Genomic DNA, 24,029 nt, shown 5'->3' with positions numbered 1-24,029 from the left:
ACTCCTTCTTCACCGAACCTTCGACTTGGGAGAGTCAGTCTCCGCCATCTTCTCATCCTCGAATTTAGCCTGCATCTTCTTTACCAGATTCTGGTAGGAGGAGGTGCGAATGATCTTGCTGAACTGAGTACGATAGTTATTCACCAGGCTTACACCCTCGATGATAATATCGTAGACCTCCCACTTAGAGTCGGTCTTCTGCACACGGTAGAAGATTGGAACTTCCTGATTCCGTTTAGTTATGATCTTAGTCCGAACCTCGGAATAGTTTCCATCCGACGTCTCCTCCAGGTACAAGATCTGCTCGCCCGTGTACCCCTCGACTCGGTCGATATAGGTCCGTTCCAATAAGTCGGTAAAAAGACGAATGAATTCGGTGCGCTCCTCTGGAGTACGCGCGCTCCAGTTCCGACCCATGGAGCGCTTTGACATCTCAGAGAAATCAAATTGTTCCACCACGATCTTGTGGAGCTTAGCCCGACGCTCCTTGGTCTTCTGCTCACCCTTGAGAGTCGGGTCGGTCAAGATCTTTAATACCTGGTCCATGGTCCCCTTGATCTGATCTGTCGCCGGACCGGCAAGACCAAGTCCCGGTGTCCACAAGACCGCCATGGTTGCTCCGGCAAGCACCAGCGCCTTCCATCTGTTCCTGGTATCGGACTGCTTCGCGATCACTTTGCCTCCTCCTTTACGGCTCGCCCTGTGGCGTACTCGATATTCGCAAGCGAAAGGTTGTAATTGTACATGGCTTTGAAGTTGTCTGCCCGCAGCTTGGCGTATGTCTCCGCAGCTTGGCCTAGGTCCCTGGACTCCCCGACTCCTAGATCGTAGTTCGCTTTAGCTGCCACCAGCCATTTCTTCGCGTTCCGCCACCCATCCTCCGTGGCCTTAAGTGTCTCCTGTGCCTCAGCGAGCTCTCGATGAGCCTTACGCACCTGTAACGGGATCCCTTGCTCTGCAAACTGCTTCGTCTCACTGACTTTGAGGTGCTCCGCCTGAGCCGCCCGGATCTTTCCTCTGGTGATTCCGAAGTCAAGGTCGTACTTGAAGCCAAGAACAATCACGGCATAGCGATCGTTCAGCGGATCGAAAGCAAAGGGATTCTGCTGTCGGGTTCGATTTCCCGCCTGGGCGTACACGCTGTTTACTGCGGCGAAGAACTGGGGATACAGGTTACTCTCCTCTGCCATGACCAGCGCTTCCGTAGCCTTGAGCCCTGCCCGCACCTGAGCCATCTCTGGACGTAGCTCCAGCGCCATACCCATCCCTCGATCTACCGGTTCCACATCCTTAGGGGAGGCCTCCAGCCCTATCGCATCCAGCTCAAACGGTTGCGTGCGATTAAGACCTGCGTAGAACATCAGGGCGCCCGTGGCCAGATCAAACCCTTTTTGGGCCTCTTCCCTGTTCTTCAACACCTCGCCTCGGAACGCCTTCAGTTTGTATAGATCTATCTCGTCAGCGCCCGGCACTTCAGCCTTGAGCCGCCGTGTCGTCTTCACAATCGCCTTGTCGAGATCCCCGCTGATCTCGTCAATCAACCCAAGCATGTCGCTCGCCATCAGTCGGCTATAGTACAGCTCCTTAACCCGTAAGATCAGGTCAGCGGCCTTCTCCTCCACCTTTGCCTTCTCGACCTTCACCCCCTCTTCCGCAGCGCTACGAAAGCCCGTAAGCTTTCCAAAGGTATAGAGGGGTTGGACCAGCTTCATCTCGACTCGCTCGAACACATTATTGACAGTGGGATCGTCCTTTCTGTCAGGAGAGCTCGCCGCGTCGCCGCGGGCGCGAGACGACGGTCCCACTATCGCAGTCACCTCGATCTGCGGAAATCGTCCGGCATCGGCCTGATCCTTCTTCGCCATCGCCACCTCGGCGCCTCTCTGCATCTGACGTATCTCCGGGCTTATAGCCAGGGTCCGCCCGATTAGATCTTTCAGGGTGTAGACGGCCTTCGGAGCCGGCGGTTGCGCAGACGTCGGCCGTATGGCAGCCACCGTTGTAATGAGCGCCAGGGGCAACACAATCCAATGTGCTTGTCTCACTCGTCCTGCATTCATCATGGGCGACTCCTTCGAGAGCAACGGTTCAACATAAGCTGTACAGGTTGCCTCTTCCGTCTAGATCTTACCAAAAATATAATTCGAGATGAGATTCTCTATGTCTATGGGGTCTTCGGTGTCCCGAAGCTTACCTCCCGGCTGGACCAGTTTTTCAGAGCCCCCGGGTGTAATCCTCACATACTTCTCACCGATTAACCCCTTTGTCCGGATCGAGACGATTGCATCATCCTGAAGTTCAATACCAGTGTCGATCCTCATAGCGACGACGGCTCGATAGTTCTCCAAGCCTATCGCTTTAACCCTACCTACCGCTACCCCGGCGATCTCAATCACCGCCCCCTGCTTCAAGCCTGCGACTGAGTCGAACGCGGCCAGGACAGTATATCCTCGTTCGCTGACCACCTCAAGCTTTCCGAGCTTGATCGAGAGGTAACCCATGCTTACGATTCCCACCACCACGAATAACCCTACCAGCGTTTCCATAGTCAGTCGCTTCATTGATCTCGCCCTCCGTCTTGGTCCCCGAAGAACCCTGTCGACATCGCCAGAAACTACACGCCAGATCGGTTGGCCTGCTCCGGACCAGTCTCGCTATTGCTGGTCCCGGTGATGAACTGCCGGATAATAGGATTGGCGGAGGCCATGATGGCCTCTGGACTATTGTGCTCCACGATAATCCCATTATCGAGCATCGCTACCGTCTGGGCGATGTCGAAAATCTCCGGAATCTCGTGGCTGACCACTACGGCGGTGAATCCGAAGCGCTTGTGGGCGTCCAGAATCAAACGGTGGATAGAGTGCAACAGGATCGGATCGAGGCCCGTCGTCGGCTCGTCAAAAAGAATAATCTCCGGATCATGGACCAAGGCTCGGGCCAGAGCTGCCCTCTTCCTCATCCCTCCGCTGAGTTCTGCGGAATATTTATGCGCCATATCAGCAAGACCCACGGCCTCCAGCCGCTGCATGGCGCGCTTGGCGATCTCGCCTTCTGACAGCCGGGTCTTTTCTCGCAGCGGGAAGGCAACATTGTCTAACACCGTCATCGAGTCAAATAAGGCGCCCCCTTGAAACAAGACGCCGAACTTTTCGCGTACCTGATCCAAGGCTTTACCGCGGAGCCGGCCGAGGTCGATCCCATCAACCAGCACCTGACCGCTATCCGGTCGCATGAGGCCGATAAGGTGCTTGAGCAGCACGCTTTTCCCGCCTCCACTCCTCCCAATAATAGCCGTAACCTGCCCCCGTGGAATGGTCAGGTTCACCCCATTGAGTACCTGTTGCCGCTCAAACCTTTTGTAAAGATCAATGATCTGGATCATCCAGTTTAAAATAGGACGGCGGTCATAACGTAGTTCCAGACCAGTACCAGTACCGACGAGAGCACTACCGCCTCTGTTGTCGCCCTTCCCACGCCCTCGGCCCCATACCCGGCATAAAACCCCTTGTACGTGCATACCCAGGTGATAATGAGGCCGAAGCTCAGCGACTTCAGGAAGCCGCCCCGTATGTCACTCATCTCCACCATGTTCCGCATCTCGGAGAAATAGGTGCCAGAACTGACACCGAACAGCTTTACCCCAACGAGGTAGCCGCCATAGATACCAACCACGTCAAAGATGCCGGTCAGGAGCGGGACTGCAATCAGTCCCGCGATCACCTTAGGAACCACCAGGTATTTCATGGGATTGACGGCCATTGCCTCCAGCGCGTCGATCTGCTCGGTGATCCGCATGATGCCGATTTCTGCGGCAGAGGCCGATCCGGCCCGCGCCGTCACCATCAGGGCTGCCATCACCGGCCCCAGCTCCTTGATCAGGCTCAGGCCAACAGCCGGACCGAGAAGGGCTTCGGACCCGAACTTACGAAGCGTGTAGTACCCCTGAAGCCCTAGGACCATTCCGCTGAAGGCCGCGGTGAGAAGAATAATAGAGCTGGACTGCACCCCGATAAAATAGACCTGACCGACAATACGCCTGAACTTCAGCGGTGGCATGACCGCCAAGAAACCGGTGGAACCCAGGAAGATGGCCATGCGCCCCATGGCTTGCACTTGCTTGAGAACCGCGCGTCCGACGGCCTCTAACGGGTTATTCATTCTCTACTCCAAGGGAGATTCTCGGTGCGCCGGCAAAGCGACTGACAGTCTGGTAGGATTGCATACGCTCCCCCAAGTTGTCAATCGTTTCCTACTGTTACCTGGTCGAGGTCTTGGTCTATTCCTGATCCTGAATCTGAGCGCCCCGGAACCCCACCGCCGACACTTGGAGTCACCATCCGTTACACACTTCCTGAAGTAAACTCTTGTACCGAGATCATGACTACATTATGATACTAGACATTCCTTATGAAGATACGCACGAGCCATCAGTACGCAGCGGTCAGCCTGCGAGCAAGACCTGAAGGCCCACCGCTGATTGCTCGTTAGGTCTAATGCGGCGCTACCAGGCCTGGATGTGATGCCCGGGCGAGGAGGCTGAGTTGAGCACATCAATCATCCCGACAACCTCAACAACATTGGGCTACCCAAAACGTGGGGCACGGCATCGGATCTGGCCTGCGCTCGTCGGTCTTGCAGTGATACTGCTAGGGCTTGTATCGCTAACGTCTGCAGCAAAGCACACCCCCAACCCGGCGAGTATTCCCCTGCCCATCAGCGGGACGATGAATGAGAAGGGAATCCCGGTCGGCTGGGATCTGGAAACCTTTCAGAACCATCATCAAATCAAGCTCGAGCCTCTTAAGGATGGTCAGTTCGGCATCCGCCTCGTGAGTGAAGAGAGCTCTTTTGGGCTACACAAGGTGATAGAGGTGGACCTAAAAGAGTTTCCGATACTGAGCTGGCGGTGGAAGGTAGATCGCTTTCCTCTGGCAGGTGACATCCGTGAAAAGGACAAAAATGACCAGGCCGCCCAACTCTACGTCATCTTCCCGAACTCGCTTATCAGGCTACGAAGCCCCATGCTCGGCTACCTCTGGGATAGTAATGCCCCCGCAGGAACTACTGCCGACGGCCATTCCCCCATTACCCCCATTAAGGTCATTGTCCTGCGGAGTGGAAAGCAGCAGTTGGGCAAATGGGTCCAGGAGCGCCGAAATGTCGCCGAGGACTACGTGCGACTTTTCGGCCAGAGCTCACTCCCCAAGGTGGGGCGTGTTGCTATCTGGATCAATTCCCAGCACACGAAATCAACTGCCCAGTCGTCGTTCGCCGATCTTCAGTTCCAACGAGCCAATTAAGCCAAACCCTCCACTGATTAGTGCATCAGCCTGGTAGAATGCCTTCACCGGGAACTTGGTGGAACCTGATCTTCTCCTCGTCATCAGGCCTGGATGGGCGGGTCCAGCGTATCCACCATACGCCATCACGCCGAAACAACCCGCGATCTATCCCGCCTGTCCGCGCCAGGCCCCCTACCGCCTAAGCCACACAACTTCAGAAAGGAGGTGAACCTCTACGTGTTGTCCTCTGATTGAAACACTTCTCTACCAGAGGTGGTACACTTTTCAATTACCATTGACATATGCACGATCGTGACCGTGAACAGCAGGAATCGTCACGATAAATAGTGTCTGTCCCTATTTTCTCATTTTCTATAATCTATTTTAGGGTTTTTGCACACCTCTTGACATGACATCAGAATGTGGTAAGGAATAGGCTCATCTGTCAATGCAACTGCCACTTCCGGGAATGGAAGAGAGATCGAGGGTTATGAGAGTGTTTCTGAGGGGCCCTGTCGAGGTCGTACGGCTAGTGATCGCGTAGAGCGTAAAGGAGGGGGTGACCATGAGCGACGATGTGAACGCCGGCGATAAACACGGCAAAACAGCCTTGATGAGAGCGGCTGAGGAAGGCCGTCCCGAGGCCGTGCAAGCGCTGATCGCGAAGAGCGCGAATGTGAACGCCAAAGATGAATATGGCTGGACGGCCTTGATGAGAGCGTCTCTGCGAGGCCATCTCGAGGTCGTACAGCTACTGATCGCGCACGGCGCATGGGTACACGTCAAAACTGACGAGGGCTGGACGGCCTTGATGAGAGCGTCTCTTACGGGCCATCTCGATGTCGTACAGGCGCTGCTCGCGCAGGGCGTGGATGTGAACGCCAGGCAGGACAATGGTGCAACGGCCTTATTCTGGGCGTCTCAGGAAGGCCAGCTCGAGGTAGTACGGACGCTGATCGCGCATGGTGCGGATGTGAACGCCAAAACTAACAAGGGCGTAACGGCCTTGATTATAGCGTTTAATAGGAGCGAGGACGAGGTCGTGAAGCTCCTCAAGGAAGCCGGCGCAAAAGAGGAGATACCCCGGGGCTGATGCCAGTGGCAGCGGACGAAAAGAACCCGACGGACCAGAGATCGTTCCGCTCCTGAGTCCCACGGCGTTGTCGGAAGAGGCTCGGCGCACAACCTCTGTTTGGCGATCACAAAATTCTTGACAGTGCAGTTAGCTGTTGGATATTGCGGCTAAATTCAGTTTTAAGCAGCCTGGCAGTCTCAGCAGATAGTCTGCCGGCGTTTGCAGCCGGCTAAGGCGGCTCACCTTAATAGTTAATCTGACGAGACCTAGGAACCGAGCTTAGATGTGCGGAGACCGGCAAGCCATCCTCAATGATGCGTGTTCGCGCGCGGCTCATTCGTAGTATTAAGCGCCTTCGGTGGGGGTCTACGTGTGTCTCGTGCATTCCTTGGTTGGCTCATAACTATCACATACGACGTCTTCGGATCTTACGACAGGCGGGCTTCGATCTGCTTTGACGAACTCAATTCTGTCTCCCCATTTGGCGAAGAGAGAGCGAGGGGGGTATCCCCGTGTCCAGCGCTGACGACTCGGCCCCCACCTTCGCTCATTCCGGAAGAACTCTTAAGGTCAGCGAACAAAGATCATCGCGTATAGCCAGAAGAGCGCAATCACCCCATAGGCAAGCGGGGTGACGACAGATAGCCCGACAAACCAGTACACTGACTGGGGCATCCCTGACCATAAGCGATAGCCAAGCAGTTTCTCCAACTCGGCTGCTCTCTCCTGCATGTGGCTCATGTAGCGCACCGCGTTCTTTTCACAGGCCCAGAAGAAACAGGTCGCCAAGAAGCCGAATACCTTTGCCGTTGCCTTCACCAGAAACGATTCTTGTGGAATAATCCCAAAACCAACGACCGCCAGACCTACGGAGAGCGTCAAGAACAGGGTCCGCATGGCAAAGCAAACCGCGCTATAATGTCTTATGGTCAAACACACCTGAACATATTCCGGATCGGAATTCTTTTCCATCTGGCCCCTCCATCCTTCCCGGCGGGATGGGTCCCGCCTTCTTCATCCTGAGGTGCCCAAGTGTGCAATCCCTTTCCTCACACTACTGCGCTGTGCTGCGTTCTGCAAATCCTGGTCTATAGGCTAGCGAGAGGCGCTCAACGTCACAAGGGGAGATGTGAGTCGTGACTAGACCCACCCCGCTAAATTTCTGGAGACGCTGGGCTTAGGTCCTTTCGACTATTTGATTACCTCAACGAGCTCGTGACGGAGCTACAGGGGTTGTGAGGGGTCTTAAATTCAGGTTGAAGAACTCTACCGTCCCGCCGTACACCTTCCCATAGCCCACATGCCGTCCATTCGCGTCGTAGAACTCGATGGTCTGTGACTGCTGAAAGGTTCCCATGCAGCCGGGAGAGGCTACCCCTTGTACCATCCCGAGACACCGACAGCCTCAATCGGTATCCAAAAAAATAGCTCTTACTTCCGAGAAATCTTTCGAAAGACAAACCACACCAGGCCATATCCGATCACTAAGGCGCCGATCATAACTATCCAAACAATATCGATTCCGTCAAGTCCCATTAACGCGCCCCTCGATGTGTGAGATTAAAGTCCACGATTATGTTACGCCCGCCTACCACCCTTTAAAACCGTGACACCTGCCTGACTCTATTGATATGGCCGAAGTCGGTCTGTAAGCCGGATCCTGTACGGCCGGACCTTACGGCCCGACCGGATGACCATTCCTCTAGGCCCGACGTTACCGCCGGGCTCAAGCAGCCTACCCGTTCCGCCTGCCCCGAAAGGGACACGAGAGCGGGCCGCTCTCTGCATGATGGGGCGGAACCTATTTGGCCTTGCTCCGGGTGGGGTTTGCCAAGCCGGCATGTCACCATGCCGCTGGTGCGCTCTTACCGCACCTTTTCACCCTTACCCACGGGCCGTTCGGCTACGCTTGAAACGAAACCTAGCGGCCGATGATGCTGCGCGGGCGGTATCTTTTCTGTGGCACTGTCCGTGAGGTCACCCTCCCTGGGCGTTACCCAGCACCCTACCCTGTGGAGTCCGGACTTTCCTCCCGTCCGCCAAAGGCGAACCGGCGGTCATCCGACCGACTTCGGCCACTACCAACGTAACGCACACTGGCACGATTTGCAATAGTGATCCTTGCTGGTGGTATGCGTCTACCGTTTCCTTCTATTCACCGTTCACCCTGAACTGGTCGAAGGATACATCGGCTGAAATCCCTCCCGCGCATCATCGGCCCTCGCGTCGGCTCCCGGCTTCACCGCTCCCCGCTTATAACATGCGGGGACAAGGATGATAACGCCTGCCCCCTCAAGTTCTTAGAGGGGGATGAAATATCGCCTCGTAAATCCCCCGTACCCGCTCCGTATGGCGCTGGTAGTCAGCCAGAAACCGCTCCCCTGGACCGCCACCGTCACCCGCTTCATACCCGAGCCGTCGAGCCAGGCGATCGAGCCGGTCCGGATCGCTGGGCAACACGGAGGTCTCAAGATCGGCCACGACCCGAAGACGATTCTGTACGGTGCGCAGGAACCGATATGACGTACTGAGGTCAACAGCATCTGAGTCGGAAATCAGACCGGCACCGCGAGCTGATTCGAGGGCCTTCAGCGTACCGCCAACCCGCAGGGCAGAGAGCGTAGATCCGTACGCAAGCTGGAGGAACTGGGCGACAAACTCGATGTCAACAATCCCACCGCTCCCCAACTTCACATGGCGCTCACCGACCCTCTCCTTGGTCAGTTCTACTTCCATCCGGTGCCGCATCGCCGTGATGTTCGCTGCCAGACTCTCCACTGAGGTTGGTCGATAGATAAGCTCGGACAATGAAGCCATGAACGGCTCCGCGATGTCGAGGTCACCCGCGATCGGACGCGCCCTCAGGTACGCCTGGCGCTCCCACAGCTCGGCTGTTCGGGCAATGTGGGTCTCAAATGCCGCGAAGGACTGTGCTACCCTGCCCACCGATCCACCTGGGCGCAGCCGGATGTCGACCCGGTAGACCGTTCCCTCCTTGGTGATAGTCGTGAGGTTCTTGCAGATCTTATCGGCCAGGCGCCCGAAATATTCTGTATGGCTCATACACTGGGACCCGCCTGCAGTCGTTCCTTCCTGCGCATACGCGAAGATGAGATCAAGGTCGGACCCATACCCCATCTCCTCGGCACCGCATTTGCCAAGGCCCAAGACGACAAACCCCGCCGGGGATGGTAGACCATACTGCGGCCCCAGGTCCTCGCGAGCCAGCCTATATGCCGTCTGAACACAGGCATCCGAGAGACGCGTCAAGGCTCTACTCACTTCGTCCAAGTCGGCTTTTCCGATCAGGTCCAGGATACCGATTCGGAATTCCTCTGCCTGCTTGAACCGCCGCAACGCATCCAACTTGGGGCTTCCAGCCGGGGCGTCGGCCACCGCGCGCCAGCATTCCTCAACCAACTCGCCGGGTCGACCACGTTCAGCCTGATCGGGTAGGATCAGCAGGTCCAAAAGATCGGGGTGCAGGATCAAAAGCTGCGAGAGGAACTCGCTTGAGCCAAAGAGTCGCATCAGGTGGATCAGGGTGAGCGGCGCCTGCTTGAAGACGTCGTACACCACAGCGCCGGAACCAACCCGCTCGATAAACCGCTCAAAGTGCAGGAGGGCCAGGTCCGGGTCCGGCGCCTGCGTCACACCCTCCATGAAGGTAGGCGCCAGGGTGGCGAAGATTCGCCGAGTATCAGCCGTATGGCGTCTGAAGGGAGGGCCGTCGCGTAACATGATCAGTGAGCGGACGGCGCGATCAAGGTCCGATATGCCGGCGGCTGCCAACTGCTCACGTGCAACGCTTTCGTCTGCCCGTCCATCCAGAAAGTCGGCGAGAGGGTGAGATAATATCTCCTCCGCCTCTAAGGGCGGCTCCCTTAGCAGGTAGTCATATACCTGCCGGACCGCCTGGATGTGCCGCTGATAATCCTGTTGTAAGGCCAGCGCCGGGTCAGACGACAGATTGGGGGAGTAGCCGAGGCGCCGAGCTAACTGAGCAAGGCCGTCATGGTCCGGCGGCAAGACATGGGTTTGCAGGTGATGGAGGATCTGGATGCGATGCTCGACCGTCCGGAGGAAGGCGTAGGCCTTTACCAATGTCGCATGTTCATCGGTGGTCACGCGCCCACGATCAGCCAATCGCTGCAGCGCGCGGAGCGTATTCGGCTCGCGGATCCACGGGTCGCTTGGCCCGTACAGGAGCTGAAAGGTCTGTACAATAAATTCGATCTCGCGGATACCCCCGTAGCCCAGCTTGACATGGCGGAAGGTCTCCTGGTCGCGCTCGACCTTCGCGTTGATCCGATCCTTCATCGCTCGGATCTCCCCGATGGCGCTATAATCGAGTGACCTGCGATAGACGAACGGCACCACCAGCTTCAGGAATGCCTCACCCACCGCCGAATCGCCAGCCACAGGCCTCGCCTTGATCAGAGCCATGCGCTCCCACGTCTGTCCCCATGATTCATAATAGAGTTCATACCCCCTGAGCGAATAGACCAGCGCACCCGCCCGCCCCTCGGGTCGAAGCCGCATGTCAACTCGGAAGACGCGCCCCTCCGATGTCAGGTCGCCGATTGCTTTGATCACGCCCTCTCCCAGGCGGGTGAAGAACTCATGATTGCTCACTCTGCCGATGAGGATGCCTGACGGGCTGGTGAGCCCATCCGTCTCACCTTCCCCTTCGTAGATGAACAGCAGGTCGATGTCCGAACTGAAATTCAGCTCCTCGCCGCCGAGCTTCCCCATCCCGACGATCACAAACCCGCACGCCTGCTCACCAGCGGGTCCTCCATACCGTGGCTCGCCGTACCGACGCACGAGATCAGCGCGGCAAATCTCATAGGCCCGCTGCAGCACTACATCAGCCACCAGAGACAGTTGCTGCGTCACACCGGTCAGATCCAGATTGCCAAGAAGATCCTGGAGCCCGATCCGCAAGGTCTCCCGCATCTTGAATCGACGCAGCGCTGCCCATACCCGCTCCTGGCTCTTCACCCTCGAGAGGAACCCGCCCAGATCTTCGACCAGCTCCTCCTTAGACCTGGTCCTCCGGAGTAGGCCAGGCTGCAGCAGCCAGTGAAAGTCCTGCGGGAAACGGATCAGGATGTCGGAAAGATGCTGTGAACTTCCAAAAAGCGTCAGCAGAAGATCAAGTGACTTAGGACTATCTCTGAGGTGCGAAAAAAAGAATCCCCTATCAATGACCACCTCGGCGTAGCGCTCCAGGTTATTGAGCGACATGTCCGGATCAGCAAGATTGATCAGGCGATCCAGGAGCAGTGGAAGAATCGATTGAAGGGAGCTCAGATGGGACGAGCCAGCCAGGCGTTGCAGGTTCTGCTGCGCTTGTTCAGGATAACGGCAGCCGGCAGCGGCCAGCGCCTCAACCCCAGGTGGAAACGGCATACTCATTGGATGGCCCTCACACAGCTTGATTGCCTGAAAAACAACGAGCGGAAACGGCGCTGCCGTCTCCGCTCGCATGTAACCCAAGGCTGGGTGGGCGCATCAGGCCACGCCTCACTCTTTGCGGGTGTCGCAGACTACCTGACCACGTACCCGCGTCCGGTCATGCAGGCGGCGTAGGCCCTATCGTAGCCATCCTTGCCCTGTGCGTGGGCGCCGCTCCCACCGAGGACAACGCCACCGATCCCACCGGTTGTCGCGCCGATGGCCGCGCCTCTACCGGCACCGCCGCCAGTTGCCGCGCCGATGGCCGCGCCTGCTGCGGCGCCCCCGAGCGCACCCAACACCCCGCCAGTAGCTGCCCCCCTCGTCGTATCCGTAGCTGGATCAAACCTACTCTGCTGCTGCGCCCACGCCTGACACTCGTACTGATCGCGACTAAGCTGCTCCGGGGTCTGTCCGCGCTGCGGATAGGCGTAGTAGCCGGGCTGCGCCTGCGTCGTAGCGCAGCCTGTGACCGCAACCCCAAATGCGATCAGAACTAACCATATTCCTGTACGCTTCATCTCTCTCCTCCTCTATGCTCAGCCCAAGGCCAACGTGAGTTGCACTGAAAACCGTAAAAATACTAGCATGTAGGTCTGACGCGTGCAACCTGCATCGAGTTCAGTCATGTCCTCAGGCCCAGGAGAAAACAGAACGGCCCCGGAAGTTCATCCGGGGCCGTTTGCAGAAAGAGGAACCGAGAATGCTTAGATGTCGTAGTAGAGGGCGAACTCCCAGGGATGAGGGCGGAGGCGAATCGGATCGACCTCGTTCTTCCGCTTGTACTTGATCCAGGTGTCGATGAGATCCGGGGTGAAGACATCGCCCTTCAGGAGGAACTCGTGGTCGGCTTCCAGAGCGTTCAGGACCTCCTCCAGGCTACCCGGTAACTGCCTGATATCCTTCGTCTCCTCCGGCTCGAGCTCGTACAGATCTTTGTCGACCGGCTGTCCAGGGTCAATCTTCTTCTGGATGCCGTCAATGCCAGCCATGAGCATCGCGCTGAAGGCCAGGTAGGCGTTGCAACTGGGATCGGGCGTTCGGAATTCGATCCGCTTTGCCCTCTCGCTCTTTGAGTAGAGGGGGATCCTGGCTGCGGCCGATCGGTTCCGTTGGCTGTATACGAGGTTGATCGGCGCCTCGTAGCCGGGCACGAGCCGTCGGTACGAATTCGTGGTTGGGGCGATGAGGGCGCAGAGCGCGGGCGCATGCTTGAGCAATCCACCGATGTAGTAGCGAGCCGTCGCGGACAGATCTCCATACCCTCCAAGCTCCCAGAAGGTATTTTTGCCACCCTTCCAGAGACTCTGGTGGACGTGCATGCCGGAGCCGTTGTCCTGGAAGATCGGCTTAGGCATAAAGGTGGCCGTTTTACCGTGCTTACGAGCGGTGTTCTTCACGCAGTACTTGAACCACTGCACCCTGTCCGCCATCTTGGTCAGCGTGTCGAACTTCATGTCGATCTCGCACTGACCGGCCGTCGCAACCTCATGGTGGTGAACCTCAACCGGAATCCCTACGGACTCCATCGCTAACACCATCTCCGAGCGGATGTCATGGAGTTTGTCCATCGGCGGTACGGGGAAATAGGCCTGCTTGTAGCGAGGCTTGTAGCCCAGGTTCGGCTTTTCGTCCTTCCCGGAGTTCCAAAACCCCTCCTCCGAGTCAATGAAGTAGAAGCCGTGCTGGTAGCTCTGATCGAACCGAATGTTGTCAAAGATGAAGAACTCCAGCTCAGGACCAACGAAGGCGGTATCTGCAATCGCCGTTGACGTAAGGTACGCCTCGGCCTTTTGCGCAATATATCGCGGATCCCTACTGTAGAGCTGCCTTGTCACTGGATCCATGATGTTGCAGATCATGACCAGGGTGGGCACGGTCATGAAGGGATCCATGGTCGCCGTCGCCGGATCAGGAATCAGGAGCATGTCCGACTCATGGATCGCCTGGAAACCTCGAATGGAGGATCCATCGAACCCGACCCCGTCCGTGAACAGATCTTCCGTCAATTCTCGCCTGGAAAGAGAAAAATGCTGCCACAGACCAGGCATGTCGATGAATCTGAGGTCAACGATCTTCGCGCCTCGCTCGTTCGCCAGCGTGATGACATCCTTCGGTGTCATAGGGCTGCCTTTCCTCCTTCTTGGGTCGAATGATTCGTCGTTGAACAGTTTATGAAGCGGTGGAATTCTCCTTCACCGCGTATCCTCAAATCGCCGCCTCGCCCCTCTCGCCGGTCCGGATCCGGACGACCTCATCGATCGATACGATGAAGATCTTACCATCTCCGATTCGACCCGTCTTCGCCGAGGACAGGATCGTCTCCACGACCTTATCGCACTTGTCGTCCGGAACCACGACCTCGATCTTCACCTTGGGTAGAAAGTCGATGGTGTATTCACTGCCTCTGTACAATTCGGTGTGGCCTTTCTGCCGGCCGAAACCCTTGACTTCGCTCACGGTGAGGCCCTGGATCCCCACCTCGGCCAGAGCGCTCTTCACCTCGTCGAGCTTGAAGGGCTTGATAATCGCCTCGATCTTCTTCATCCGCCATCCTCCGTCTCTGAAGGCGTTTGCTTCCCCGCAGGGGGTCTTATGCCCCCACACCAGACACCACTGCGAGATCTCGCACCCGCCGCATGAACGAGCAAATCGTGTGCCAAGACTCCTAACATCTTCAACTCTGCGCCATTGAGCTGTCGGCCCACCAAACCCGCACCCTTTTGGATATTCCTAGTCATTACGCCGCCCCCTGAGCCTACGTCTTTGCCAAAACTTTACGCAAGTCCTTACTCACCTGACCTTTTTTTATGCAACTATAGCCGAGCCTCCCGGAGATACTTGGCCGCATCCTCCGGAGGGACAGGATTGATGTAAAAACCGGTCCCCCACTCGAAGCCTGCAACCTTGACGAGGGTCGGCATAATCTCAAGATGCCAGTGATAATGGTTCACCTCGGTCTCCTGGAGCGGAGCACTGTGAATCAGGTAATTGTAGGGGGGGTTAGTGAGAACCTGATCCATCTTGCCAAGAACCCCCTTCAACATCCTGGAGCAACTCACCATGTCGACCTTCTTCGAGTCCTGGAAGAACGGCTCGTGATTCCTAGGCAGGATCCAGGTTTCGAACGGAAAGCGCGATGCGAAGGGGGCGATAGCCACGAACTCATCATTCAGCGCGATAACCCTACTCTCCTGCTGCAGTTCCTGGCGGATAATGTCGCAGTAGATACACCGATCTTTGTATTTGAAGTAGGCCTTGGCGCCATCCACCTCTTCACAGGCCCGCTTCGGAACAATAGGGGTAGCGATGAGCTGAGAATGAGGGTGTTCCAAGGAGGCGCCGGCTTGCTCGCCGTGGTTCTTGAAGATCAAAATGTAGCGGAATCGGTCGTCTTTTTTGAGATCGAGTATCCGGTCTCGGTAGGCCCACAGGAGATCCTCTACCCGTTCCTCTGGCATGGTGGAGAGCGTGTCATTGTGGTTGGGGGATTCGATGATCACCTCGTGAGCACCTAGCCCGTGCATCTTATCGTAGATCCCTTCACCCTCCCGATCCAGGTCTCCCTCGATCTGGAGTGCAGGGAACTTATTTGGTATAACACGAAGGCTCCATCCCTTGCGATTAGGCAGGTTACCGTCCTTCCGATAGGCCATAATCTCAGGAGGCGTTTTATCCTCATTCCCTGGGCAGAACGGGCAAAACCCCAACTGCCTCGGTGGCGGAACAGTAGAAAAGTCCGATGGACGCTTCCCTCGCTCTGTCGAAATAATGACCCATCGCGAAGTGATAGGATCCTTGCGGAGCTGCGGCATCCGGTGGTTTCCTCCTTTATCCCGAGATCCCTCGCTTGAAGAGCGTCTAACAGTAAATCACGAGCCTGGGAATGTCAATGGGCAGGCGCTGAAATCAGGTACGCCCCCTCTTTTATCTGAGGCTGAAGGCTGAGTGCTGATTGCTGAGAGCTACTTCCTGAGAAACCAGACGCTCGCTAGCGGATGACCGCAACGCGCGCTCGCAATGCATTGCTCGTGTGATTCTGTTCATCCACCACAAAGACCTCTAAGACCCTGATCCCCTCGCTCTCCCATTTGAGGTGCGTTTCGACCTTCCCGATGGCCAGGCCATACTTATCAGTTTTCAGGTTCACGACCTTCGGCGCAAGGGCTGGCCTGTAGACCCATTCCCGAACCTCAGAAGGAAAGATGCGAGTTTCTACAACGTCAGCATCGGTGTCCTCGAAGTCAAAGGTGATTCTCACCGCTTCTCCAACCCTCACCTTCACAGGTTCGACCTGGAGATTAGAGATGATCGGCACACCAGGTCCTGCCAAGGTCGGCTTTATTCGCCAAGTCGCACAGGCTGAAAGTGCGAAGGCCAGAACGCCCGCCAGCATCACCTGCTTTACCACGCTCCACCCCAACGATCCGTCATTACTCTTCAGCATCCTCGGATTTCCTCTCCACCCCCTCAAGACTCACCCGGTACGTCCCTCTACCGCCTTTCACATTAACTCGATACGATCTGACCCCAAGGCTTAACCCGTAGCTACCCTGCTCCCCCAGTCGACTCTGCCATGCCCGCCGCAATGCGTCAAATCTTCCCTCGTAAGCCCGCAGGGCAGCGCACGCCTCGGACGCGGAGATCTGGCAGAACCGAATAACCTGCCCCGGCGTGGCCTGGCCCAATCGAAAGATGTCTTCTTGTATGATAACCGCAATCTTTGTGTAGCCACCCGTCGTCTGGCGGTCGGCCAATAAGATCATTGGCTGGCCGTCAGACGGTACTTGCACCGCCCCCAGAGGGATCGAGTCAGAGATGATATCCGCGCCTGATCGATGGGCGATCGGCGGTCCCTGGAGTCTTACGCCCATCCGATCCATCTGTGGTGTGAGACGATACGCTCCGCTCAAGAACGTGCGAATCCCTCCAGTGGTAAACCGGTCATCTTGCGGCCCGAGAACCACGCGCACAGTAAGGACCTCACTTATCGGCTCCACCCACCCCGATAACAGTCGACGCCCGCTGAGAGCCATAGGCTGTCGCCCGACGCAGCCGACCGACAAGAGATCGCCCTCCCGTAGGGACCGACCATGGACGCCGCCGAATGCGGCGGGAAGGCAGGTGGAGCGGCTCCCGAGCATGATCGGAACATCGATCCCCCCGGCAATAGCCAGATAGGCGCGCAGCCCCCGCCGGGCGCGCTGGAGCTCAAGGATCTGGCCACTGCTGATGCCGATGGCTGTCCCGCACTCAACCGGCTTTCCGTCCACAAGTGGCTGCATATCCGCCCCAACGATCGCCACGACCAGTTCGAGGAGTGCGCGGAGCGTCGGCCCCTCTGCCGTCGCCTCCAAGCCCGCGAGCCCTTCCTCGTTATCAAGCAGTAGGTTGGCGGCCCGTAGCGCGGTCCGATCCATCGCACCGGAAGTCGGCACACCATATTTCTGATACCCGATGCGGCCAAGGTCCTGGACGGTGGTCAGCAGCCCTGGCCTGACCACCTCAAAGGCGTCCACTCTGCCCTCTTTCGTACTCGTGCGGCTCTATTCGAACGAATCGGACCTTATCGCCAGGGAGGATCGCGGTCGGCGCCTCAGCAGACGGATCGAAAAGGCGAAGGGGAGTGCGGCCTATGATTCGCCAGCCCCCCGGACTCTCGATGGGATAGACGCCGGTCTGCCTCCCACCGATCCCGACGGAGCCGGTCGGCACCTTGAGGCGGGGCGTGGAAAGACGGGGGATCGCGAGCCGCTCCGAGAGGTCACCAAGGTAGGGAAATCCCGCGATGAAGCCCAGCATGTAGACATGATAGAGCGGCTTCGAATGGAGACGAACCACCTCATCCCATGAAAGGCCGCTGTGGCGAGCGACGAACTCGAGGTCGGGACCGTATTCCCCACCATAGACGGTCGGGATCTCCACCACCCTGGGTGTCTGGTCGCCTAAGTCCTCCAATGAATCGTAAAGCGTGCCGACCTGCTCCCTCAGGGCATCACGGTCGATCGTCAGTGGATCGTAGTAGATCGCGAGCGATCGATAGGTAGGCACTGCTTCCAGCACCCCTTTCACCCTTGCCTGTTCCAAAGCCAGGCTCAGAGCCCGGACTTGTCGGTTCAAGGCGAGATCGATCGCGTCGCCCAGCTCTACCACCAGGCAGCTTTCTCCGCCGTCAAGAAACCTGACCGACAAGGAGCTTCTCCAACGGCATAGTCTCGACCCCCGCCAGCGCCAGTCGCTCTCGAAGCCGCTTCGCAATAGCCGGCGCACCGGGGGTATCGCCATGCAGGCAGACGGTATCCACCGTAATGGGGATCATCCGACCGGTGATGGCCCGAACCTTCCCTTCCACCATCAACAGCACCTGATCAGCCACCGCATCGGGATCGGTGAGGAGCGCGCCCGGTATCGACCGAGAAACCAGGCGCCCATCTTCGTTGTAGGCACGATCGCCAAACCCTTCCGCCGCCACTCTCAGGCCCGCCTCCTGCCCGGCCTTTACGAGCTCAGACCCAGGAAACGCCACCAGGATCAGGGTGGGGTCAACTTCGGCGATCGCCTCTGCAATCCCTTGGGACAGCGACCGATCGCTAACGGCCACGTGATAAAGGGCCCCGTGAGGCTTGACGTGCTGAAGCGTGAGCCCCTCAGCCTTTGCGAAGGCGTAAAGCGCGCCGATCTGGTACAGGATGTAGTCCCTCGCCTCCCCCGGCGAAAGCGCCATCGGCCGGCGACCGAAGCCCAGCAGATCCGGGTAGCCCGGGTGCGCCCCAACCCTCACGCCGTGCATCCTCGCGAGCCTGACGGTTCGTCGCATCACCTGTGGATCCCCGCCATGCCATCCACAAGCAATACTCGCCGAGGTGAGATACGGCATCAGCGCCTCGTCGGCCCCCATCGTCCAGGCGCCAAAGCTCTCCCCTACATCACTATTCACATCAATCTGCTTCGCGGTCATGGTGTAGTTGGCTCATGGAGGTCAGAGGTAGCATCCTTAGAGCGAACCTGCTCTCCTGTCAGGCAAGTTGACACGGTGTGGATTGTACACTATTGTGGCAATAGCTTGAAGCTCTACGTGGAATAAGTTCTTCGGTTAGTGGAAGCGGCTGTTGAAACAGCTCGCATGAAAAGGAGGCAGTCATGGCTGAGACGATCACTCGCGTGGATTACTTCTACATTGAGACCCCCAACAAGCCGGGAGAGGCTGCGCGTATGCTCAACGCGATCAATGAGGCAGGGCACAACCTGCTGGCCTTCTCCGGGTTTCCCAAGGGTCGGCGAGCCCAGTTGGATTTCATTCCCGCCGATTCGGTGGCCTTTGCGAAATGCGCCAAGAAAGCCGGATGTACGCTCAGCAAGAAGAAGAGCGGCTTTCTCGTCCAGGGTGATGACCGCATCGGCGCTGTCGCCAACCTCCTGAGTAAGCTGGCGGATGCGAAGATCAACGTCACCGCTTGCACGGCCGTCTGTGCCGGTAAGAATCGATACGGCGCAATCCTCTGGGTCAAGTCACCCGACCTCAAACGGGCCGCAAAAGTGCTCGGCATCGCCTGACGCATTTCAGCGCAAAGCCGTATATGCACCCGGCCCTTTGGGGTAGCCTCAGCCCTGAAGGGCCGTTGTATTTTCCAAGGGCCTTTTAGATGAAGGTGAGCATGACGTGTACGACCCGCCGAATCGGAAACTGAGTCAAGGCCCATACCCGGACGTGGCAGCGGTCCGGCCGGCCGCACCCCCTTTCGATAAAGAACGGGCAGAGCGATTCATGCGGCACGCGATCGAGCTGGGCCGAAGGGGGGCGGAGGCGGGCGACGGGGGCCCCTTTGGCACCGTAATTGTCAAGGATGGCGAGGTCGTCGGGGAGGGTTGGAATCGAGTCGTCGCCACCAACGACCCCACGGCCCATGGGGAGGTGGTGGCGATCCGAGACGCCTGTAAGCGGGTCAAGGCCTTCAGCCTCAAGGGTTGCGAGTTGTATACCAGCGGTGAACCGTGTCCGATGTGCTTCAGTGCCATCTACTGGGCGCGGGTGGACCGCGTGTTCTACGGATTCAGCGTCCAAGACGCTGCTGATGTCGGCTTCGACGACCGGTGCATCTACGCGCAACTGGCCAAACCGCTGGACCGGCGCAAGATTCCCGAGATTCAAGTCCTCGGTGGTGAGGCGTTGAAGGTACTCAAGGCGTATGCGGCCGACCCCAAGCGGGTGAAATACTGACCGGGCTGGCTACCCCGTGTCTCGTCTCTGGAAGCTGGCCTAGGCGCTCTTCGATGCACTGCCTCGCGATGCAGAGCGCTGGAAGCTCGCAAGCGCCCACCTCGCCAAGCGTCAGACCTTGCGGGCCGAAGCGAAGCGAGGGGTTTGCAGGGACGCGCAGGAACAGCTATTCTCAAGGGAAGGCATCGATATGAATCCGCAACCTCAATTACGGAAAATACTGATCGAACATCGCGAGCGGCTTCACAAAATTCTGGGGGGCGATCTCGACTCGGTCGTCCTCTACGGTTCCCAGGCTCGCGGTGACGCGACAGAGGCATCGGACGTTGATGTCCTCTGCATTATGAAGAAAACGTTCGATTATGGAGATATGATTCTCAGGACGGGGGAATCCAATCGGGTCATCTGGATACCGGCTTCCGCCGGTATGACGAACTCGAGGAAAGCCGCGGGGAATGAACCCCCAGTGGATTCAAGTCGCTGAAGGATTACTCGGTGAGGAAGAACAATGAAGGCGAGCGTAGCGTGTACGGCCCGCCGGACCGGCTGGTCACCACAGATGGGCCAGAACGGTCGCCCGTGAGTTCTGTGGCCGCAATAGACTGCACTCCGCTGCCGCCTAACACGCCAGGGCACGGTGAGTGGAACACCAAATGATACTTCACGTGAGATCAAGGGGTTCAACAAAACGGTTGACTTTGAGGAAACGGGATACGCCGCAGGGACTTACAGTGCCTAGGGTATTAGACAGTTCTGTTTAATTGTAGTTATGCCCGTAGAGACGGGTGTTGCTAATGGTGCTAGACTAAGGCAAGGGAAGGAGGAGACCATGACCGTCTCTGCGAAAGCGTTTGGGATTGACCGGCTGAATATTGACGATCGGCTCGCCTTGGTCGAGGAGATCTGGGCCAGCATATGCGCCGATTCGGCGAGCTTTCCGCTTACTGAGGCGCAACGGGCAGAGATTGATCGCCGCATCGCAGATGATGAAGCATTCCCGGATGACGTGATTCCGTGGGAGGACATCAAGGCATCGATGCGAGCACGCCTAGCTCAATGAGCCTGCGTGTCGTCTTTCGTGCTGCGGCGCGCATTGAGTTCGAAGACGCCACAACTTGGTATAACGAACAGCGCCAAGGGCTTGGTGAGGAGTTCCTCCGGTAAATCGATGAGGTTGTGCTTCACGCAGCAGCAAACCTCGAGAGATACACGCTCGTCTTCTCTGATGTGCGGAAGGCTGTCGCAAGGAGATTTCCATACTCAGTCTTCTTTCGGGTCAGGGCCGCGTCCCTTGTGATTCTGGCTGTATTTCATGGACGGCGAGATCCCGCAATCTGGAGACGCAGGGCATAACATGGCGCTCCACCCGATCTCCCACGTCGGTGGGTGAGCTTCGCTGTTATGTTTCAAGAAAGAGGAGGTGAAGCACAATGAGCACGAAAGAACTTCTAAGGGAGGCTTTGAAGCTCAAGCCGGAAGATCGCTTTACGCTTGTGGAAGGTCTCATAAGAAGTCTTGATGAACCGGACAAGAAACTGGATGACATATGGGCCGAGGAAGCGGAAAAGAGGCTCAAAGCATATAGAGAAGGCAGGCTGGAAGGCATTCCGATGGAGGAGATATTTAAGGAAGAATGATGCGCGTCCTATTCACAAGGTATGCGAAGCAGGAGTTGGAAGATGCTGTCCATTACTATGAACTTGAATATTCCGGACTTGGCAAGAGATTCAAGGAGGAAGTAAGAAGGGCCGCATTACGAATCGCCGAGTATCCTCAAGCATGGTCAGCAGAGCGCGGCGATGTAAGAAAATGTCTCCTTCACAAGTTCCCGTACAAATTACTGTACTCCATGGAAAAAGATCATATTCTTGTGATTGCGGTAGCTCACCAACATCGAAAACCAGACTATTGGATTAGCACAGATGAACCATAATAAGGCGCTCAGCTCGGACTGCCTCAGTCGCTACACTCCTTCGGTAGCCGGTTAGCGGCACGTTGGCTAAGGTAGGGCGATAAGATGAGTGAGATTGACCACGCCTTACTGCATTTCCCCCGAGTAGATCTTCATGATCTTGGTGAGTAGGTCGATGGCGTCGGATCGGCGGCGCTGTCCAGTGAGACTCCGGGCTCGCGTAAGGGGCAGAGCCCATACCCCGATGACGCAGCATCGAGAGAGCTGGGGGAGCAGGACGGCTATCCAATCAAGCACGGGAGGTGGACGGGATGACGGGGCCGTTCGGCGTCGCCCTGCTGCTGGCAAACTCGTTCAGGCCTGGGCTGGCCCCAGTAAGGCCAGCAGTCTACTTCCACTTGACATCCCTCAATGGAGAATCATCATAGACCTGCTTCGACAGTGCCCACTCTTTCACGCGAATGGAGGGTGCGGTCATGGCAGCCCGCGAGGACCCGCAAGCAAGCCAGAGTAACGCCCTGACAAAGGCGTATATGTGCCCGACTCTTCGGGGTAGACTCAGCTCACAACGTATCGACGGGACTGACCACGCCCAGAGGCCCCTTGTTGAGCACATGCGTGTAGATCATGGTGGTCTTGACGTCGGCGTGGCCGAGAAGTTCCTGCACGGTGCGGATGTCTTGGCCGGCTTCCAGCAGATGAGTAGCGAAGCTATGGCGGAAGCAGTGGGGTGTGAACCGGATCGTCAGACCCGCCTTCCGCACAGCCTCCTGTACCGCGCGCTGGACACGCTGTTAGTCAACGTGGTGTCGCCGAGCGTGGCCGCTTCGCGGGTCCTGCGAGAAATCGTCCGCCGCAAAGACGTATTGCCAGCCCCACTGATAGGGCGCATTCGGGTACTTGCGGGCCAACGCGCCCGGGACCTCGACCTCGTGCATGTTCCGGGCCTTGTCCGCGAGGTACTGTTCATGCCGACGTTCGAGCCACTCTTGAAGTTCCGCCCGGTAGCGCGCCGGCAGAGGGACGTACCGGTCCTTGTTTCCTTTGGCTTCGCGCACCACGATCCAGTTTTGGTCGAACTGCACGTCCTGCACGCGCAGCCGCAGCAGTTCGTTCACTCGCATCCCCGTCCCGTCCCGTAAAGAAGGCGCGCCATGAACTGCTCCCGACCGGACATCCGATCGAGTACCGCTTTTATTTCCGCCCGGCTGGCGACTACCGGCAAGCGCAGACCGCGCCGCGCCCGAGGAAAATCGCCGAAGTCGCCGATATCCTTCTTGATCACCTTGCGGTAGAGAAAGACCACGGCGTTCAGCGCCTGATTCTGCGTGGAAGACGCCACCTGTTTCTCCATGGCCAAGTGGCGCAGGAACGCGTGTACGTGTTCGGCGCCCAACGTGGAAGGTGATTTCGCTAGAGTAAAAGGGACCCACCTAACACGGCAATGATCGAGCAAAAGGAGCCCACTCTGATACGCTCGCTGTTTCTCGTGTGTTCGAGCAAGACCACACCAGAGACAGGGAGGGAGAGGAGTGCTAGGGATGGATCAGTACGAGCTCATCAGGACGGCCGCTCGGGTGTATCAGAAGAGTATTCGTCAGATCGCGCGGGAGACTGGGCATACACGCAAAACGATCCGCAAGGTTCTAGCTGGCTGGGAGCCTAAGTACCGGAGGAGGCACGAACCGGCCTCCCGGGTGATGGACTCGGTCGCCGCCATCATCGAGGGCTGGCTCCGCACGGATCAGGAGACCCCCAAGAAGCATCGCCACACGGCGCACCGGATCTGGACCCGACTGGTCGAAGAGTATGCCTTTCCGGGTGCGGAGTCGACAGTTAGACGATGGGTGCGGGAGCAGAAGGCTCGGCTGGGATGGCCGACAGTCACAGCGGTCATCCCCTTAGACCCGGAGCTCGCGCAGGAGGCGGAAGTCGACTGGGGAGCTGCCTGGGTCCGCATGGCAGGAGAGGAGCGGCAGGTCAAGCTCTTCTGTATGCGATCGCGCTATTCGGGCATGCCCTTTGTGCGGGCCTATCCGTACGAGCGACAGGAGATGTTCTTCGATGGCCACACCCGAGCCT

At 57.6% G+C, this 24,029-nt stretch carries 26 protein-coding genes, 1 other RNA gene and 1 pseudogene; 9 read left to right on the top strand and 19 right to left on the bottom strand.

The features are described 5' to 3' along the window. Nucleotides 1-9: 9 nt before the first annotated feature. The 5 genes from CLG94_RS02800 to CLG94_RS02780 form a co-directional block, all read right to left on the bottom strand. Nucleotides 10-675: an MlaC/ttg2D family ABC transporter substrate-binding protein gene (locus CLG94_RS02800; protein ID WP_107561373.1), complete on the bottom strand. Its 666-nt coding sequence runs from the start codon at nucleotides 673-675 to the stop codon at nucleotides 10-12. Next, complete coding sequence (locus CLG94_RS02795; RefSeq protein WP_107561372.1) at nucleotides 672-2,063, bottom strand: TolC family protein; 1,392 nt, start codon at nucleotides 2,061-2,063, stop codon at nucleotides 672-674. The genes CLG94_RS02800 and CLG94_RS02795 overlap by 4 nt, the downstream gene beginning before the upstream one ends. A gap of 57 nt (nucleotides 2,064-2,120) precedes the next feature. Further along, nucleotides 2,121-2,546, bottom strand: a complete 426-nt coding sequence (mlaD, locus tag CLG94_RS02790) for an outer membrane lipid asymmetry maintenance protein MlaD (RefSeq protein ID WP_107561513.1) — start codon at nucleotides 2,544-2,546, stop codon at nucleotides 2,121-2,123. A 68-nt stretch (nucleotides 2,547-2,614) separates the two neighbouring features. Then, a complete protein-coding gene (locus tag CLG94_RS02785) occupies nucleotides 2,615-3,382 on the bottom strand; it encodes an ABC transporter ATP-binding protein (protein WP_107561371.1) in 768 nt (255 codons plus the stop codon). Nucleotides 3,383-3,387: 5 nt separating this feature from the next. Then, nucleotides 3,388-4,158: an MlaE family ABC transporter permease gene (locus tag CLG94_RS02780; protein ID WP_107561370.1), complete on the bottom strand. Its 771-nt coding sequence runs from the start codon at nucleotides 4,156-4,158 to the stop codon at nucleotides 3,388-3,390. 383 nt (nucleotides 4,159-4,541) lie between these two features. On the opposite strand from CLG94_RS02780, the gene CLG94_RS02775 reads away from it, so the two are divergent. Together CLG94_RS02775 and CLG94_RS02770 are read left to right on the top strand one after the other, a co-directional pair. After that, complete coding sequence (locus CLG94_RS02775) at nucleotides 4,542-5,300, top strand: DUF3047 domain-containing protein (RefSeq protein WP_133174606.1); 759 nt, start codon at nucleotides 4,542-4,544, stop codon at nucleotides 5,298-5,300. 547 nt (nucleotides 5,301-5,847) lie between these two features. Beyond that, nucleotides 5,848-6,375: an ankyrin repeat domain-containing protein gene (locus CLG94_RS02770; protein ID WP_107561368.1), complete on the top strand. Its 528-nt coding sequence runs from the start codon at nucleotides 5,848-5,850 to the stop codon at nucleotides 6,373-6,375. A gap of 552 nt (nucleotides 6,376-6,927) precedes the next feature. Here CLG94_RS02770 and CLG94_RS02765 read toward each other — a convergent pair. The 11 genes from CLG94_RS02765 to CLG94_RS02710 form a co-directional block, all read right to left on the bottom strand. Further along, nucleotides 6,928-7,329: a hypothetical protein gene (locus CLG94_RS02765; protein WP_107561367.1), complete on the bottom strand. Its 402-nt coding sequence runs from the start codon at nucleotides 7,327-7,329 to the stop codon at nucleotides 6,928-6,930. Nucleotides 7,330-7,990: 661 nt separating this feature from the next. Next, an RNA gene (gene rnpB / locus CLG94_RS02760) (RNase P RNA component class A) lies at nucleotides 7,991-8,430 on the bottom strand. 219 nt (nucleotides 8,431-8,649) lie between these two features. Further along, nucleotides 8,650-11,778, bottom strand: coding sequence for a bifunctional [glutamate--ammonia ligase]-adenylyl-L-tyrosine phosphorylase/[glutamate--ammonia-ligase] adenylyltransferase (gene glnE, locus CLG94_RS02755; protein WP_107561512.1), 3,129 nt, complete (start codon nucleotides 11,776-11,778; stop codon nucleotides 8,650-8,652). Between the two features lie 131 nt (nucleotides 11,779-11,909). Further along, nucleotides 11,910-12,338, bottom strand: a complete 429-nt coding sequence (locus CLG94_RS02750) for a hypothetical protein (protein ID WP_107561366.1) — start codon at nucleotides 12,336-12,338, stop codon at nucleotides 11,910-11,912. 186 nt (nucleotides 12,339-12,524) lie between these two features. Next, a complete protein-coding gene (gene glnA, locus CLG94_RS02745) occupies nucleotides 12,525-13,940 on the bottom strand; it encodes a type I glutamate--ammonia ligase (protein WP_107561365.1) in 1,416 nt (471 codons plus the stop codon). An 85-nt stretch (nucleotides 13,941-14,025) separates the two neighbouring features. Then, nucleotides 14,026-14,364, bottom strand: a complete 339-nt coding sequence (locus CLG94_RS02740) for a P-II family nitrogen regulator (protein ID WP_015743621.1) — start codon at nucleotides 14,362-14,364, stop codon at nucleotides 14,026-14,028. A gap of 269 nt (nucleotides 14,365-14,633) precedes the next feature. Then, on the bottom strand, nucleotides 14,634-15,632 hold the full coding sequence (galT, locus tag CLG94_RS02730) for a galactose-1-phosphate uridylyltransferase (protein WP_107561363.1): 999 nt from the start codon (nucleotides 15,630-15,632) through the stop codon (nucleotides 14,634-14,636). Between the two features lie 176 nt (nucleotides 15,633-15,808). Then, nucleotides 15,809-16,264: a hypothetical protein gene (locus tag CLG94_RS02725; RefSeq protein ID WP_107561362.1), complete on the bottom strand. Its 456-nt coding sequence runs from the start codon at nucleotides 16,262-16,264 to the stop codon at nucleotides 15,809-15,811. Further along, the gene (locus CLG94_RS02720) at nucleotides 16,251-17,336 is read right to left on the bottom strand and encodes a 5-oxoprolinase subunit C family protein (protein ID WP_107561361.1); all 1,086 of its coding nucleotides are present in this window, start codon (nucleotides 17,334-17,336) and stop codon (nucleotides 16,251-16,253) included. The genes CLG94_RS02725 and CLG94_RS02720 overlap by 14 nt, the downstream gene beginning before the upstream one ends. Continuing rightward, nucleotides 17,323-18,009: a 5-oxoprolinase subunit PxpB gene (pxpB, locus tag CLG94_RS02715; protein WP_107561360.1), complete on the bottom strand. Its 687-nt coding sequence runs from the start codon at nucleotides 18,007-18,009 to the stop codon at nucleotides 17,323-17,325. Before pxpB ends, CLG94_RS02720 begins: the two co-directional genes overlap by 14 nt. Next, the gene (locus CLG94_RS02710) at nucleotides 17,990-18,775 is read right to left on the bottom strand and encodes a LamB/YcsF family protein (protein WP_107561359.1); all 786 of its coding nucleotides are present in this window, start codon (nucleotides 18,773-18,775) and stop codon (nucleotides 17,990-17,992) included. The genes pxpB and CLG94_RS02710 overlap by 20 nt, the downstream gene beginning before the upstream one ends. Nucleotides 18,776-18,957: 182 nt before the next feature. On the opposite strand from CLG94_RS02710, the gene CLG94_RS02705 reads away from it, so the two are divergent. From CLG94_RS02705 to CLG94_RS02680, 6 genes are all read left to right on the top strand, one after another. After that, on the top strand, nucleotides 18,958-19,371 hold the full coding sequence (locus tag CLG94_RS02705) for a hypothetical protein (RefSeq protein ID WP_107561358.1): 414 nt from the start codon (nucleotides 18,958-18,960) through the stop codon (nucleotides 19,369-19,371). Nucleotides 19,372-19,477: 106 nt separating this feature from the next. Further along, entirely contained in the window at nucleotides 19,478-20,035 is a 558-nt protein-coding gene (locus CLG94_RS02700; protein ID WP_320414605.1) for a nucleoside deaminase, read from the top strand. A gap of 190 nt (nucleotides 20,036-20,225) precedes the next feature. After that, nucleotides 20,226-20,519 carry a nucleotidyltransferase domain-containing protein gene (locus CLG94_RS13920; RefSeq protein WP_107561357.1) on the top strand — a complete coding sequence of 98 codons (294 nt, stop codon included), beginning with the start codon at nucleotides 20,226-20,228 and terminating at the stop codon, nucleotides 20,517-20,519. 345 nt (nucleotides 20,520-20,864) lie between these two features. Next, nucleotides 20,865-21,095, top strand: a complete 231-nt coding sequence (locus CLG94_RS02690) for an addiction module protein (protein WP_107561356.1) — start codon at nucleotides 20,865-20,867, stop codon at nucleotides 21,093-21,095. Nucleotides 21,096-21,465: 370 nt separating this feature from the next. After that, complete coding sequence (locus CLG94_RS02685; protein WP_107561355.1) at nucleotides 21,466-21,672, top strand: addiction module protein; 207 nt, start codon at nucleotides 21,466-21,468, stop codon at nucleotides 21,670-21,672. After that, nucleotides 21,669-21,968 (top strand): type II toxin-antitoxin system RelE/ParE family toxin, encoded by a 300-nt coding sequence (locus CLG94_RS02680; protein WP_320414604.1) that lies wholly within the window; start codon nucleotides 21,669-21,671, stop codon nucleotides 21,966-21,968. The genes CLG94_RS02685 and CLG94_RS02680 overlap by 4 nt, the downstream gene beginning before the upstream one ends. 542 nt (nucleotides 21,969-22,510) lie before the next feature. On the opposite strand, the gene CLG94_RS13755 is transcribed toward CLG94_RS02680, so the two are convergent. The 3 genes from CLG94_RS13755 to CLG94_RS02665 are packed head-to-tail and all read right to left on the bottom strand — an operon-like array spanning nucleotide 22,511 to nucleotide 23,343. Beyond that, nucleotides 22,511-22,711 (bottom strand): tyrosine-type recombinase/integrase, encoded by a 201-nt coding sequence (locus CLG94_RS13755; RefSeq protein ID WP_107561353.1) that lies wholly within the window; start codon nucleotides 22,709-22,711, stop codon nucleotides 22,511-22,513. Between the two features lie 30 nt (nucleotides 22,712-22,741). Then, nucleotides 22,742-23,071, bottom strand: a complete 330-nt coding sequence (locus tag CLG94_RS02670) for a tyrosine-type recombinase/integrase (RefSeq protein WP_107561352.1) — start codon at nucleotides 23,069-23,071, stop codon at nucleotides 22,742-22,744. Further along, a complete protein-coding gene (locus CLG94_RS02665) occupies nucleotides 23,062-23,343 on the bottom strand; it encodes a phage integrase N-terminal SAM-like domain-containing protein (protein WP_161953980.1) in 282 nt (93 codons plus the stop codon). Before CLG94_RS02665 ends, CLG94_RS02670 begins: the two co-directional genes overlap by 10 nt. Nucleotides 23,344-23,488: 145 nt before the next feature. Here CLG94_RS02665 and CLG94_RS02660 point away from each other — a divergent pair. Next, nucleotides 23,489-24,029 (top strand): annotated as a pseudogene (locus tag CLG94_RS02660) (IS21 family transposase); the annotation flags it as partial.

The sequence above is a fragment of the Candidatus Methylomirabilis limnetica genome (assembly GCF_003044035.1).
GTDB classification, from domain to species: Bacteria; Methylomirabilota; Methylomirabilia; order Methylomirabilales; family Methylomirabilaceae; genus Methylomirabilis; species Methylomirabilis limnetica.
The sequence above is the reverse complement of the archived record's forward strand: the minus strand, read 5'-3'. Positions and strand labels throughout refer to the sequence as shown.

Bases quoted from the DNA above. Each gene is read 5' to 3' on its own strand.
- CLG94_RS02795 (WP_107561372.1), bottom strand. From the start codon at position 2,063: ATGATGAATGCAGGACGAGTGAGACAAGCACATTGGATTGTGTTGCCC.
- mlaD (WP_107561513.1), bottom strand. From the start codon at position 2,546: ATGGAAACGCTGGTAGGGTTATTCGTGGTGGTGGGAATCGTAAGCATG.
- CLG94_RS02785 (WP_107561371.1), bottom strand. From the start codon at position 3,382: ATGATCCAGATCATTGATCTTTACAAAAGGTTTGAGCGGCAACAGGTA.
- CLG94_RS02780 (WP_107561370.1), bottom strand. From the start codon at position 4,158: ATGAATAACCCGTTAGAGGCCGTCGGACGCGCGGTTCTCAAGCAAGTG.
- CLG94_RS02770 (WP_107561368.1), top strand. From the start codon at position 5,848: ATGAGCGACGATGTGAACGCCGGCGATAAACACGGCAAAACAGCCTTG.
- CLG94_RS02765 (WP_107561367.1), bottom strand. From the start codon at position 7,329: ATGGAAAAGAATTCCGATCCGGAATATGTTCAGGTGTGTTTGACCATA.
- glnE (WP_107561512.1), bottom strand. From the start codon at position 11,778: ATGAGTATGCCGTTTCCACCTGGGGTTGAGGCGCTGGCCGCTGCCGGC.
- CLG94_RS02750 (WP_107561366.1), bottom strand. From the start codon at position 12,338: ATGAAGCGTACAGGAATATGGTTAGTTCTGATCGCATTTGGGGTTGCG.
- glnA (WP_107561365.1), bottom strand. From the start codon at position 13,940: ATGACACCGAAGGATGTCATCACGCTGGCGAACGAGCGAGGCGCGAAG.
- CLG94_RS02740 (WP_015743621.1), bottom strand. From the start codon at position 14,364: ATGAAGAAGATCGAGGCGATTATCAAGCCCTTCAAGCTCGACGAGGTG.
- galT (WP_107561363.1), bottom strand. From the start codon at position 15,632: ATGCCGCAGCTCCGCAAGGATCCTATCACTTCGCGATGGGTCATTATT.
- CLG94_RS02725 (WP_107561362.1), bottom strand. From the start codon at position 16,264: ATGCTGAAGAGTAATGACGGATCGTTGGGGTGGAGCGTGGTAAAGCAG.
- CLG94_RS02710 (WP_107561359.1), bottom strand. From the start codon at position 18,775: ATGACCGCGAAGCAGATTGATGTGAATAGTGATGTAGGGGAGAGCTTT.
- CLG94_RS02705 (WP_107561358.1), top strand. From the start codon at position 18,958: ATGGCTGAGACGATCACTCGCGTGGATTACTTCTACATTGAGACCCCC.
- CLG94_RS13920 (WP_107561357.1), top strand. From the start codon at position 20,226: ATGAATCCGCAACCTCAATTACGGAAAATACTGATCGAACATCGCGAG.
- CLG94_RS02690 (WP_107561356.1), top strand. From the start codon at position 20,865: ATGACCGTCTCTGCGAAAGCGTTTGGGATTGACCGGCTGAATATTGAC.
- CLG94_RS02685 (WP_107561355.1), top strand. From the start codon at position 21,466: ATGAGCACGAAAGAACTTCTAAGGGAGGCTTTGAAGCTCAAGCCGGAA.
- CLG94_RS02680 (WP_320414604.1), top strand. From the start codon at position 21,669: ATGATGCGCGTCCTATTCACAAGGTATGCGAAGCAGGAGTTGGAAGAT.
- CLG94_RS02670 (WP_107561352.1), bottom strand. From the start codon at position 23,071: ATGCGAGTGAACGAACTGCTGCGGCTGCGCGTGCAGGACGTGCAGTTC.